At 57.5% G+C, this 13,461-nt stretch carries 10 protein-coding genes and 1 pseudogene; 5 read left to right on the forward strand and 6 right to left on the reverse strand.

What is annotated here, in order from left to right:
- Positions 1–252 precede the first annotated feature (252 nt).
- Both QLG10_RS12415 and QLG10_RS12420 read right to left on the reverse strand, forming a co-directional pair.
- Positions 253–933, reverse strand: a complete 681-nt coding sequence (locus QLG10_RS12415) for a class I SAM-dependent methyltransferase (RefSeq protein ID WP_282487472.1) — start codon at positions 931–933, stop codon at positions 253–255.
- A gap of 315 nt (positions 934–1,248) precedes the next feature.
- Positions 1,249–2,814, reverse strand: a complete 1,566-nt coding sequence (locus tag QLG10_RS12420) for a PAS domain-containing methyl-accepting chemotaxis protein (protein WP_188263899.1) — start codon at positions 2,812–2,814, stop codon at positions 1,249–1,251.
- 82 nt (positions 2,815–2,896) lie between these two features.
- Between QLG10_RS12420 and QLG10_RS12425 the strand changes: the two genes are divergently transcribed.
- Positions 2,897–3,112 carry a hypothetical protein gene (locus QLG10_RS12425; protein ID WP_282487428.1) on the forward strand — a complete coding sequence of 72 codons (216 nt, stop codon included), beginning with the start codon at positions 2,897–2,899 and terminating at the stop codon, positions 3,110–3,112.
- On the opposite strand, the gene proS is transcribed toward QLG10_RS12425, so the two are convergent.
- Entirely contained in the window at positions 3,104–4,594 is a 1,491-nt protein-coding gene (gene proS / locus QLG10_RS12430) for a proline--tRNA ligase (protein WP_282487429.1), read from the reverse strand. The genes QLG10_RS12425 and proS overlap by 9 nt on opposite strands.
- Before the next feature lie 288 nt (positions 4,595–4,882).
- Here proS and QLG10_RS12435 point away from each other — a divergent pair, with 288 nt between their 5' ends.
- From QLG10_RS12435 to QLG10_RS12450, 4 genes are all read left to right on the forward strand, one after another.
- Positions 4,883–7,048 carry a methyl-accepting chemotaxis protein gene (locus tag QLG10_RS12435; RefSeq protein ID WP_282487430.1) on the forward strand — a complete coding sequence of 722 codons (2,166 nt, stop codon included), beginning with the start codon at positions 4,883–4,885 and terminating at the stop codon, positions 7,046–7,048.
- A gap of 135 nt (positions 7,049–7,183) precedes the next feature.
- On the forward strand, positions 7,184–8,005 hold the full coding sequence (locus tag QLG10_RS12440; RefSeq protein WP_282487431.1) for a transporter substrate-binding domain-containing protein: 822 nt from the start codon (positions 7,184–7,186) through the stop codon (positions 8,003–8,005).
- The gene (locus QLG10_RS12445) at positions 8,002–8,847 is read left to right on the forward strand and encodes an amino acid ABC transporter permease (protein WP_083349115.1); all 846 of its coding nucleotides are present in this window, start codon (positions 8,002–8,004) and stop codon (positions 8,845–8,847) included. Before QLG10_RS12440 ends, QLG10_RS12445 begins: the two co-directional genes overlap by 4 nt.
- Before the next feature lie 37 nt (positions 8,848–8,884).
- On the forward strand, positions 8,885–10,258 hold the full coding sequence (locus QLG10_RS12450) for an LLM class flavin-dependent oxidoreductase (protein ID WP_188263896.1): 1,374 nt from the start codon (positions 8,885–8,887) through the stop codon (positions 10,256–10,258).
- A gap of 138 nt (positions 10,259–10,396) precedes the next feature.
- On the opposite strand, the gene QLG10_RS12455 is transcribed toward QLG10_RS12450, so the two are convergent.
- The 3 genes and pseudogenes from QLG10_RS12455 to QLG10_RS29625 all read right to left on the reverse strand — a co-directional run.
- Positions 10,397–11,734 (reverse strand): MFS transporter, encoded by a 1,338-nt coding sequence (locus QLG10_RS12455; RefSeq protein ID WP_248677491.1) that lies wholly within the window; start codon positions 11,732–11,734, stop codon positions 10,397–10,399.
- Positions 11,735–12,000: 266 nt separating this feature from the next.
- Positions 12,001–12,789 (reverse strand): SDR family oxidoreductase, encoded by a 789-nt coding sequence (locus QLG10_RS12460; RefSeq protein ID WP_282487432.1) that lies wholly within the window; start codon positions 12,787–12,789, stop codon positions 12,001–12,003.
- A gap of 490 nt (positions 12,790–13,279) precedes the next feature.
- Positions 13,280–13,345: pseudogene (locus QLG10_RS29625) on the reverse strand (outer membrane lipoprotein carrier protein LolA); the annotation flags it as partial.
- Positions 13,346–13,461: the final 116 nt, after the last annotated feature.

Raw genomic sequence — 13,461 nt, forward strand, 5'->3', positions numbered from 1 at the left:
CCCACGCTCTGCGTGGGAATGCCGCCAGGGACGCTCCGCGTTCCGCTGACGACGCGTTAATTTAGCCGTGCGCAACCGTGATGCGGAACATCACAGGATGAAAACGATCAGGTCAGTCCGCCTCGCATAGCTTTTGCTCTACATTGGCTTTTTGAATGTTCTGCCCAGTGGGGGCGAGTTCATACACCCAGTCAAAATATGCGCAGGCCCTGCGCTCCTGGCTCGGCCACACGATGAAACTGGAAAAATCCTCTAAACAAAACCATCCCGCCGCTCAGCCACCAACAGCAACGACTGCGGCGCTGGGCTTTGCGGGTGCTGTGGCTCCTGCAGTCCGGCCAGCCGGAACCCGGCCATGTCCAGCGCATTGAACCAACTGGACAAGGTTCGCAAGTACCACGGCATCGGTTGCCACTGCCCCTCGAATCCGCCAAAAGTCTCTTCCCGCCAGCCGTCCTGATAGTCGCCCGCAGCGACGGTCCAGGGATGCAGCGTCTGGATCACCAGCGCACCGCCGGGGGCGAGCAGGGCGTTCATGGCTGCGAGCAAGGGGATGATGTCCTGGTGCAGCAAGGCGAAGTTGGCGCAGATCAGGTCGTAGTCGCTGCCGATCCAAACCTTCGAATCCGCCAGCTCTTCATAACTGGCCAGGTACACCGTTGAGGCGCCGGCCGCGCGCGCTGACTCGACCAGCGTAGCGTCGCCGTCCACGCCGACGGCCTCGATGCCTCGTTCCGCCAATGCACGCAACAGCCAGCCCTCGCCACAACCGAGGTCGAGCACGCGCGCAGGTTGGCGGCCCATTATCGCCAGCAGGATGGCCTGGTCAGTGACATTGCGGCGGCTTTCAATGGCGCCGGTGCGCACGGCTTCGATCCACGCGTGGGCATTGTGGTGCCAGCTCTGGAGGAGCGTGGTTTCGTCGGCAGGCATGGCGATGTCCGAAGTGGTGGGCTGGATAGAAGCATAGGTCAGGTGAACGCGGACCATTGGTCCTGCTGCGCCTGATTGGGACAATGCGCCCTGAGCGTTGTCGAATGGAGTGACAAGCAAAGGTGCATGAGCTGCACGTTATCGCACCCGCGTTTTTCAATCCTGTTCAGATTGAGAGGTGGACTGATGAACAACATTATCTACATCGTCGGACTGGTGGTGGTTATCGCGGTCGTCCTGTCGTTCCTTGGATTTGCATAACGCGTGTCAAGGGCACCAGCGACGGTCAGAGCCCGCCCGTCGCTGAGCTTTAGGTTATCGGTTAAATCGCTCGGCCAGGCTGTGCAGGTACTCGGCCATCCCTTCAAGATCCTGGCTGATGGCCGCGCCTTGCTTGGCCTGCCCCGCACTGTGGTCGCACAATTGAGCAATTCGCGTGATCTGTTGATTGATATCTTCGGTCACGTGACTTTGCTCTTCCGACGCCGACGCCATCTGCTGGCTCATATCGGTGATCCGGCTGACGGCCTGGCTGATACCGACCAAGGCGGCCTGCACCGCCTCGACACGCTGCATGCTGTCGCGGGAAATCTGCTCACCCCGGGTGGCCGTCGTGACTGCGCGATCGGCACCGATGTGCAGGGAAGCGATGATGCCGTGGATCTGTTCGGTGGAGGTGCGGGTGCGTTGGGCCAGGGATCGCACCTCATCGGCAACCACGGCAAAACCGCGACCTTGCTCACCTGCCCGGGCCGCCTCGATCGCCGCATTGAGCGCCAGCAGGTTGGTCTGTTCGGCAATCGACGTGATGACATCCACGACGCTGCCGATCGACTGCGTCTCGCTCGCCAACGCATTGACCGCCTGGGCGATTTCGTTGACGGCGGCGTTCATGGCCTCCATGGCGCGCAGGCTTTGTCCGGCCAATTCGCTGCCATCCCTGGTCAACTGGTCCGCCTCGCAGGCGGCATGCGCGGTGCTGATGACGTTTTGCGTCACCTGCTGATTGGTGGCCGCCATCTGTGAGATGGCGGCGGCGGACTGATCGGTTTCGCTGCGCTGGCGGTCAAGTGCCTGCGCTTGCAAGCCGGACAACTCGGATGATTGCGCCGCCTTGGCCTTGACACTGACCCCGGCATCCACGAGCCGACTCAAGGCTGTCTGCAAGCGGGCTTCCTCACTGAGCATGGCCATGTCCAGTTGCCCCTGGGGACCATGGTTATCGCTGTAGGTGAGTGCGACCAAGCGATCGGCAAAAGCTTTCGGATGCTCGGCCAGGGTGCGCTGTATGGCGCTGCGTTGTCGGGACACGATCAGAAACCAGGCAATCCCCAGGCTCACGACCAGCACCCCTTGGGCCGCCGCTTTTTCCAGCCACTGATCAGCCAGCAGTGAAACCGTGGTTGCCATCAGTAATGGCCAACCCTGTTGCAGCGGCCGGAAAATCCGCGCACTCAGCGCGACGATCGGCTTGCCGGCGCGCATCCTTGCATAAAGCGCGCTAGCCCTGCGCACCTGGTCGCGACTGGGCACCGAACGAACCGACTCGTAACCGCTCAGGCGGCCGTTTTCATAGATGGGCGTGACGTAGGCACTGACCCAATAGAAATCACCATTCTTCGCACGATTTTTCACAATCCCCATCCAGGGCTTGCCTTGCTTGATGGTGTGCCACATATGCACGAATACCCCGGGCGGCATGTCGGGGTGCCGGACCAGATTATGCGTCTGACCAACCAGTTCGTCGTAGGTGAAACCGCTGATGTCGACAAACGCGTCGTTGCAGTAAGTGATTCGGCTATCGAGATCGGTAGTGGAGATCAGGCGTTGATCGGCAGGGAATAATCTTTCATGGTCGGTTACGGGCAAATTCACACGCATAAAATGCGATCCCTATACGGATTTTTATTATGGTCTGGAACACGTAAATCAAAAAATACGCGATGTGTTCTACGCGTATCCCGTGAGCGCCGACCCCGCATCGGACGACACTTTCTTTTCATTTGATGACAGGGAGGCTGAGTTTTTCTCGGCTCCCAAAACCGGTGCCTGGGTTACCGCTTGGCCGATGAACAAGCGGTGGAAGCACTACAAACTAGCGCTTGAGGGGATCGTCGATGTCGCGTTTCACATCGGGGGACTGCGCGGTCGCAATGAAGTTGATAAAAAATCAATATGACTTCGCATACAGTGCCCAGGACTGGGTGGCTTGACCTGTAAATAAACACGCGGTCGCGATCTTGGGTTGAGCGAGTGGGATGCACCGAACTGTTACACCAAGATCAGTAATGGTTCTTTTAACTTTCTCGTCGTCGATGAAAGGCGCAATGACGAATGTATTGAGTTTGTCCGTACGCTTGAAAGCTTGTTTGAAGTTTTCCAGTGTTGTAACTGTTTCGGTGTTGTCCGACAGCTTTTTTCTTGCGCTTTCAAGCATGCCTGTCTGAATAGACTGTAGAATTTTTGGTAGCTCTTTAACAAAGCTATCCAACTCAGCGCTCAATGTATTCTTGATGTTGTCTCTGCACACATAAGAGACCATATTTCGTTCCAGTTCCTTAATCCCGACTTCGACTCGAACAGGTACGCCGCGCTTGATGTGATACCACTTTTTTTCGCCGCCATTTATATCCCGTTTATCAACGCTGACACGCAGGTTTTGCCCCTTCAGTGTTTTTCGGGAGAGCTTCTTTTGCAATTTATCGCAGTAGTTATAAATGGCTTCAGCATCTTGTTCAGTGCGTACGATCGGCACAATGGTGACCTGTGTCGGTGCAACCAACGGTGGGATCACCAGTCCATCGTCATCACCATGGGCCATGATCATGGCACCAATTAAACGCGTTGAAACGCCCCACGAAGTGGTCCAGGCCAGTTCTTTTATCCCATCCTTGTTAACAAAGCGAATGTCTGATGCCCGGGCAAAATTTTGTCCCAGGAAATGTGAGGTGCCTGCCTGCAAGGCCTTACCGTCCTGCATCATTGCCTCGATGGTGTAGGTGCTGACGGCGCCCGGGAAACGTTCCCATGAGCACTTTTCGCCCTTGATCACTGGTAAAGCCAAGTGCTCGACAGTAAACCGCTCATATATATCCAGCATCTTTAGCGTCTCGTCCAAAGCCTCTTCCCTGGAGGCGTGAACGGTGTGGCCTTCCTGCCATAGAAACTCCGAGGTGCGCAGGAAGATCCTTGGACGCATTTCCCAGCGCAGGACATTAGCCCACTGGTTGATGAGTAACGGCAAATCCCGATAACTTTGCACCCACCGTGAAAAGGAGGCCCCGATCACCGTTTCGCTGGTTGGCCTGATGATCAAAGGCTCTTCCAGTTCGCCAGTGGGAGTGAGTTTTCCATCTGGTGTCTGTTCTAGGCGGTGATGGGTTACGACAGCGCACTCCTTGGCAAAACCGTCGACATGTTCTGCTTCTTTTTGAAGAAAGGATAATGGGATCAAAAGTGGGAAATAGGCGTTCACATGGCCGGTGTCTTTGAGTTTTTGATCAAGCTCGATCTGAATCTGCTCCCATATGCCATAGCCCCAAGGGCGGATGACCATGCAACCTCTGACGGGAGAGTTTTCAGCCAGTTCAGATTGGATGATGACTTGTTGATACCATTCGGAAAAGTTTTCACTTCTTGTCGGTGATATGGCGTTTTTCATAATCCCCCTGTGATTTTGAGATTGTGTTGTGTAGGTGTATGTATATTTTCTGATGTTTGAAATTTCAAGGACTCATGTTTTTTTGTTTGATTTTTCGGAAGATTCCTTCAGACAGATCTATCTTTTTTGTAAGAGCTTTTCTTTTTCGCGAGACGCTTGGGCATCACCAGACATTGCTTTGCGTGGGCATCGATTTGCGCAACCGCAGCGCCTTTCATTAGCCTGCTCACGAACTGGCCTGGTATTTGCTATCGAAATGCCATCTGAATGTCGCGGTGAGTAAATTGGATGTCGCTATCAAGTAATTTCATGCAATTGTCCGCCAACGAAAAACGCTGGCTACCCTGGTTCGGCAAGACTGGAAAACTCACGATGGGCTGGTCATGCTGGCTCAATCGCTCGGCTTATCCGGTGATCGAGCAAACCTTCGAAGCCATCGCTGAAACCCGGGTGCAGTTGCTGCAGAACTGGACACGCGAGAAGTGGGAGCACCTGGCGGAACTGGCGCAACACCTGAGTGCTGATTTCGCCAGCCTCGACAGCACATCGTTGGTGGACAAGCTCGTCCAGGCGGAGGATTTTTCGGAGTTGTTTGTCGTTGACGCCAGCGGCAGTGTCATCGTTTCAACCTGGAGCCAGCGCGGCAAAGCTCGGCTGGAGCACACCCGCGCATTGGCGCAAGGATTGAAGGCGCCGTTCCTGCATGGCCCTTACAGCGATCCGCTGACCTTGCAAATCGGCCCCTCGTCTTCGCGCTTCTTTGATGAAGTCACGCTGATGTTCTATCAGCCCCTGAGGGTCGATGGAAAAGTCCTGGGCTGCCTCTGCGGCCGCATACCCAACGATGTGTTGGGCGATCTTATCCAGCGTGAGGCCGGGCACATTTTTGCCGAGTCGGGTGACAATTACCTGTTCATGGCGCAATCGCGTTTCGATCCCGCCATTGAGCCCGGTACCGCATTGTCACGTTCACGTTTCGAGGACGGCACCTTCAGCCACGGTGAAAATCTGAAGAGTGGCGTACACACCCCCTGGAAGACCGTGCAGATCCAGCGGCACACCGAGCTTGAGCTGCGCTTCACCGACCCGGCGACGCAACAACTGCACCCCGGCGTACGCGAGACTATCCGTAAGGGCTCCAACCTCTTCGTGACGTATCCCGGTTACTCCGACTACCGGCACATTCCAGTGGTGGGCAAGGGCGTTACCTTCCAGTTGCCAGGGTCACCGGACCGCTGGGGCATGATGTGCGAGGCTGACCTTGAGGAAGTTTACCGCCGGCGCTCGCTCAGCCATGGCTTGATGAAGCCCTACATCGCGACCATGACCGGACTGTTCGCCTGTAATTTCCTGGTCCAGCACTACAGTGGCCTGAACCAGGGCATGATCGATGCCGTCGAGGTCTTGAGCATGGCTGGCGCCGCGCTCCTGTTCAGCCGGCTCGGGCCCAAGCGCCTGGCGACAAGGTTGAACGAGATGACAGGCGTGATCCGGACCATTGCCGAAGGCGAGGGTAACCTGCGTCAGCGCCTGGACATCAAGCGCATGGCCAATGATGAGACGGGCGACATGGGGCGCTGGATCAACAGTTTCATCGACCATCTGGACTCGGTGGTAGGGCAAGTGGTGAAGGCCAGCAGCAACGTCGGCACCACCAATCAGATGATGCTCGGACGCAGCCAGCAAGCCAGTGACACTTCCAGCGAAGTCTCCGAAGCGGTGCATCGCATGATGCTGATCGTCGAAGACCAACTGGGCGAGATCCAGCAGGCCTCTGCCAGCGCCGAACAAATGAAACAGGCGATGGATGAAGTAGTCACCCGTGCCCGCGAGCAATTTCTGGCCGTGCAGCAAGGCACGCAATCCATTCGCGATGTGGTCGAACGTTCTTCTTCGAGTGTGCAGTTGCTCGACAGCAGGATGACCCAGATCGGCAAGATCACCGGCCTGATCAGCGACATCACCAACCAGACCAATCTGCTGGCGCTCAATGCGGCCATCGAGGCCGCGCGCGCAGGGGAACATGGGCGAGGTTTTGCAGTGGTCGCCGACGAGGTACGCAGTCTCGCTTCACGCACCTCACGGGCGGCCGATGACATTCGGCAGATGGTCGAAGGCTTGCAGAACGAAACGCAAAAAGCCGTCAGCTTCATGGAGGAGGGCGTCAAGGACGTCGATAACAGCCTGCGCCTGGCCGAGGATGCCTCTTCGGAAAACGTGCAGTTGCATCAGGCGGTAGAGAGCATGTTTGCGATCATTCAGCAGCTCAACACGCGCAGCCTCGACTACGGCAAGACGATCAAGAAGGTCGACCACTGCTCCACGCAAATGCGCCAGACCGTGGTGGTGCTGCAAAACAGTGCCGAAACGGTGCGACTCAATGCCAACAAGCTGCAGAAGCTGGTGGGGCAGTTCGAGGTGAGCGGCAATGGCGCGAGTGTGGCGGCTGTTTGAGTCCGTACGCCGGTGTATTCGGTGCTGATTGATATACCTTGAAATGAGCCTGTTATTCCATAAAACAAGTACTAACGATTTTTATATTGCGTTTTAATCTAATCAGTTATTTTCGATTGATTGGAGTACTTGTCTTTGAAAAGCAAAGCGTTTTTACCCCTTGGCCTGGCCTTGCTGACTCTCTGCTCAACAGCGTCCGCAGGGGCCATCCTTGATCGCGTCACGCAAAAAGGCGAGTTGACCGGCGTCCTGATGGAGAGCTATCCGCCGTTCTCTTTTCTCAACGAGCAAAACCAGTTGGACGGGTTTGACGTGGATGTGGCCAAGGCGGTTGCCCAACGTCTTGGCGTGAAGCTCAAGCTGGAAACGCCATCCTGGGATGTCATCGCCGCCGGTCACTGGAACGGTCGTTATGATATCTGCGTGTGCTCGATGACCCCGAGCAAGGCCCGCGCCGAAGTATTCGATTTCCCTGTCGAGTATTACCAGTCGCCGGCGGTGATCGTGGTGAATGCAAATGACAACAAGATCACGGCAGGCAAGGATTTGTCTGGCAAAAAAATCGGGGTGATCAGCGCCTCGACTTATGAAGCCTACCTGAACAAGGACCTGGTGATCGAAGGTGCCGAAGACAAGCCTTTGAGTTTTCCTTTCGATAACGTCCAGGTGGCGCCGTACGACAACGAGACGGTTGCCTTCCAGGACCTGGCACTGGGTACAGGCGTGCGCCTTGACGCGATGGTCACCAACCTGATCACGGCCCGCGAGCGTATCGCCCAGGACCCTCGCTTCAAGATTGCTGGCGATGCGCTGTATGCCGAACCGAACGTGGTGGCGATTGAAAAGGGCGATGCGCAATGGAACGCCAAGGTGACCGAAGTCATTGGCCAACTGAAGGCTGACGGAACGCTGGGCAACATTTCGCAGAAGTGGATCGGTGCCGACATCAGCCAATGACAGCCCAGAACCCATACCCGGCCAAAGCGACGGTGGCCGCCGAAACCGAGAAGCGTCGTGTTCACCTGTTATCGGGATTTCGCACGCGCCTGTATCTGACGTGGGCGACGCTGTTGGGATTGTGCGTCATGTTTTTCATGAGCTTCGATCTGAAGTTCTCGATCATTCTGGAGAAGTTGCCGAATCTGCTTGGACTGCATCTGGGGCCGAACGGTTTCCTGCAAGGCGCCGCGCTGACGTTGTTCCTATGCTTGTGTTCGATCTGCCTGTCCTTGCTGCTGGGCTTCGTGACGGCGCTTGCACGACTGTCACGCAGCGCAGTGGCTTACGGCATCGCCAGTTTCTATGCCTCTTTTTTTCGCGGCACGCCGCTGCTGATCCAGATCCTGCTGATTTACCTGGGCTTGCCGCAATTGGGCGTCGTACCTGGCGCTATCAGTGCGGGGATCATTGCGCTTTCGCTTAATTACGGGGCTTACCTCAGCGAGATCTTTCGTGCCGGTATCCAGGCGGTAGCCCCCGGACAACGGGAAGCGGCGATGGCGTTGGGCCTCAGGCCGGCAGCGACTTTTTTGCACATCATTTTGCCGCAAGCGATGCGCACGATCATCCCGCCGACAACCAGTCAGTTCATTTCAATGCTCAAGGACTCATCGCTGATCTCAGTGATGGGTGTGTGGGAGGTCATGTTCCTGGCGCAGTCCTATGGGCGTTCTTCTTATCGCTACATCGAAATGCTCACCACCGCCGCCGTCATCTATTGGTTGCTGTCCATCGGGCTGGAACTGATCCAGCACCGCCTTGAACGCCACTACGGCAAAGGTTTCAAGAACCCGCGTTGATGTTTCGCCCCCGTTTCTTACTCAATCAGGAACCACGATGTCCGATCCAACTCCTCTTCTGTTTGCGCTCTATGAGCAAGCCAGCGTGGGCTGTGGCGGTGCGCCAAGCCTTTGGACTCACCCGGCTGATGAACGCCTGGCAATCAATTCCCTCGGCTACTGGTCGAACCTGGCGCGCATTGCTGACCAGGCGCACCTCGACATGCTGTTTTTTGGCGATGTACTGGGTTTCTACGACGTGTTTGGCGGCAACGCTGATGCGGCGATGAAATGGGCCGTTGAAGCACCGGCCAATGACCCGCTGATGATCATCCCGGCGTTGGCCGCCGTCACGCAGAACCTGGCCTTTGGCGTTACCGTGACCACCAGCTACGAACATCCCTTTACCCACGCCCGACGCTTCAGCACCCTGGATCACCTCACCAATGGCCGGGTCGGCTGGAACATCGTCACTTCATACCTGTCCAGCGCCGCCCGCAACTTCGGTCTGGAGCAGATGATCAAGCACGATGACCGGTATGAGCGCGCCGAAGAGTTTCTGGATGTGGCCTACAAACTCTGGGAGGGCAGTTGGGCCGACGATGCTGTGGTCGCGGACAAGGCGCGCCAGCTCTATGCCCGGGGCGAGCGCGTGCGTGCGATCAACCATGCGGGTGAGCATTACCGGGTGGCCGGGCCGCACCTGACCTCGCCATCGCCACAACGCACGCCTTTGTTGATTCAGGCGGGCTGGTCGGGGCGCGGTCGTGATTTCGCCGCCAAACACGCTGAGTTGATCTTCATTGCCAAGTCCAACCCGCAGGAAATTCGTCTGGGGCTGGAGGAAATATGGGCCAAGGCCCAGGCACGTGGCCGTCAGCGCGAGGATGTAAAGTCGCTGACGGTGCTGCGTATCGTCACGGCGAAGACAGAAAGCGAAGCCCAGCGCAAATATGACGAACTGCAAAGCAACTATCACCTGCAGGCACAGCTGGTCAGTTATGCGGGTGACACCGGTATCGATATCGGCCGCTACGCCGACAGTGAGGCACTTTCCACCTACACCGAGGGCATGACCTCCTACGTGATGCACCCTGATGGCAGTGGTAAACCCTTGACCGCGGGTGACGTCAAACAGCGTTTTGCAAAGGTCACCCGAGGTAGCGATCTTATCCTGGTGGGCACGCCACACCAGGTGGCCGAGCGCATCGAGGAGCATGCGCGAATCTCCGGCACCAGCGGCTACATGCTCAACCCGCTGATCAGTCCCGGCAGCCTTGAGGATTTCGTTGAACTGGTCATCCCCGAGTTGCAAAAGCGCGGGCTATACCGCACCCGGCCGCAAAGTGGCACCTTGCGTTCACGGTTGCGCGCCGACGGTTCGAGTCATTTGCCGGCTTCGGCTTATGGGGCCTCGTTCCGTTTTGACTGAGTGTTGCAGGCGAATGCGCAGTTGAGGTCAAACGGCACATGCGCCTGCACCCCGGTTGTCAGCGTCGTCATCGCCTGGTGATGAAAGGAACGCCCCCGCGCGATGGCGCTGGGGCGCGATTGTGTTGGTCCTTGTCCTTCAATGCGCCGCGACAGGTTGGCTAGCCGGTGCATCGGCTTGGGTGCGAATGATCAAGAGTGCTGCCGCTGCTATCGCCAACGGCACGATCAGCGCTGAGTAATAACCGGCAGGACCTCCGTGCTCCAGAAACCAGCCGCCGCTTGCCGATCCGATGATGGCGCCCACCCGGCCCAGTCCAATCGCCCAGCCGGTGGCGGTTGCCCGCAATGCGGTGGGATACGCCTGGGCAACCATGTAGTTCAAGACGATTTGCTGCCCACCAATGCCCAGGCCTGCGAGACCTGCGAGGGTGAACACCAGCGCCCAATGGGTGCCGCTATTCGCCAAGCCCAGGCACAGGGCAATACCAAAGACAAACAAGGCCAGCAGCAATAGCCGAACGTTGATTTTCGGCAAGATGATTGACAGCGGAATGGCACACACGACAAACACGGCGTTGACCGCAACAGTGCCCATGGGTGCCTGCTCTGCCGGCAGTCCCGTTGCTTTGAGAACAGTGGGCAGCCAGGACAGGAACATGAACCATGCCACCCAGTTGAAAAGGTAGACCGTCCATATGCCAAAGGTATTGCGCGCCAGGCCGGCAGAGAACAGGGACGTTACGCTGGTTTTTACATCGGCCTCCGGGACGCTATAGGTGCTGCCCGGGAGTGTTGGATTCCTGGTGATGCTGGCGACAATTTTCCCGATCTGTTCAACGCTGCCACGGGTCCGTTGCCGGGTCAGGAAATACAACGACTCCGGCAGTGCGAACATCAAGACCACCACCAGTACCAGCGGCACGATACCGCCAACGGCGAAGATGCCTTGCCAGCCAATCGAGGGCAGCATCCTGGCCGCCAGCAAGCCGCCCAGAATGGCACCCGCAGGTAAACCGAGCAGGACCGTGGTCATGATCGTGCCGCGTTGTCTTGCGCTGCCATACTCGGCGGCGAGCGAGAGAACCACGGGTGTCGCACCGCCCATGCCAAGCCCGGCGATAAAGCGCAAGACCAGGATCTGCTCGGTAGTCTGGGCAAATGCCGTTGCCAGGGAGGCGAAACCGAACAAGGCAACCGACCCGATAATGGCGGGCCGGCGGCCGAATTTGTCGCCCATCAGGCCCAGTACCATGGCGCCGAGCACCATGCCGACAATTCCGGCGGTCAGGATGGGCGCCAAGGCGCCTGCGCCAAGTCCGAAGGCCTCAGTGATCGAGGGACCGGTGAAGGCAATGGCTTGGGTATCGAATCCATCAAGAATGGCGACGAAAAAACAAAGGGCGAAAACCCGCCACTGAAAAGAGCTGACTCGAGTGCTATCGATCAGCTCGGGAATTGAATAGTGAGTGCTCATGACTGCTCCAATCAGTAAGGCATTTTTTATAGTTTTTACGCGCAGGCAGACCCTGCCGAATCACAGGCTAAGTGTGATGTCCGGTGGGGTCTAATATCATTTGGGTGCTAAGCGATACCTTGGAGGTATGGTAGGCAGGCGCCAGCGAGGCACTTGTCATTGAAAAGATTTACGGGCTGAAGAAAAACAAAGCGCAGTTCGAAACTGCGCTGTAGTGACGGGTCTGAGCGAAGGGCGAAAGCATCCAGGCCAGTGTGCCTGCCATTTTATTGGCTGGAGCGAATGGCCCCTCCATCAATCAGCAGATTCTGCCCGGTCAGGTAGCCCGCGTGACTGCTGCACACGAAGGCGCAAAGAGAACCGAACTCCTCGGGTGAGCCGAAGCGTTTAGCGGGAATTTCGCGACGGCATTCGTCGAGGAAGGCTTCACTGTCCTGGCCCAGTTCCTGCGCGGCGGCGACCAGGTTGTCACGCAGGCGATCGGTGTCGAACGAGCCCGGTTGCAGGTTGTTGATCGTCACGTTACGACTGGCCAGGTTTTCCTGCCGGGCAAGCCCTGCGATAAACCCTGTGAGCCCACTGCGTGCGCCGTTGGACAGGCCCAGGCTTTCGATGGGCGACTTGACCGCACTCGAGGTGATGTTGATGATGCGGCCAAATCCGCGGGTCGCCATGGCGTCTACCGTTGCCTTGATCAGCTCGATAGGGGTCAGCATGTTGGCGTCCAGCGCCTTGAGCCAGGCATCGCGGTTCCAGTCGCGGAAATCCCCGGGAGGAGGGCCTCCAGCATTGTTGATCAGGATATCGAAATGCCCGTGGGCAGCGAGGGCTGCCGCACGTCCCTCAGGTGTTGCAATGTCGCCGGCGACGGCGATCACAGTCACTTCAGGATTCAACGACCTGAGCTGACGGGCTGTTTCATTCAGCGCCTGTTCGCCTCGGGCAGTAATCACCACGTTCACGCCTTCGCTGACGAGTGCCTGGGCGCAGGCTTTACCCAGGCCTTTGCTGGCAGCGCACACCAGCGCCCAGCGTCCTGCTATTCCAAGATTCATGCGTGTGTTCCTGTAAGAAAAAAACTTAGGTGAAGGGGCAATACTGTTCACTCAAGCATGGGGTTGTAGTCAAGAACTGGATTGGGTGTGTTTCCATTCCTGCGGTAACGGCGACTTATGGTTTTGCCCTTACGGCGACTCCCTTTTTCAAGCGCCGGTACGGACCGGACACATGGTTAACGGGGCGCCAAAAACAAAGCGAGGCGGCCTTATAGCCGACCTGATCTTTGCGGATACCCCCAATCCCCTGTGGGAGCCAGCCTGCTGGCGATTGACGTTAACGATAACGCGCCCCGTCTGGATGAACGCGGTGCCTGGAAGTCCATCGTCGGAACGCCGCCCGGAGCAGGCTCGCTCCCACAATGGGATCGCAGACACACCTGCAACCAGGTCGGCTGTCAGGCCGCCTCGCTTTTGCTTTTGCTTTTGATTTTCTTGCCCCTCGCGGCGTGCCCTGTAGGAGCGAGCATGCTCCGGGCGGCGTTCCGACGAAAAACCTGAGGGCTCCACGGGGTGTCAGGCTCCCCGCGTCATCGTTGACCACCATCGCAAGCATGCTCGCTCCTACAGGCCGGGCGGCGTTCCGTTTTTCCAAGTGACCCGCTGTAAAAGCGGAACCCTAGGTGGTCGTTACCGCAGGAATGGATATGCACCCAATCCAACCCCGCCGCC

It is taken from the genome of Pseudomonas sp. V98_8 (assembly GCF_029967975.1).
Taxonomy (GTDB): Bacteria; Pseudomonadota; Gammaproteobacteria; order Pseudomonadales; family Pseudomonadaceae; genus Aquipseudomonas; species Aquipseudomonas umsongensis.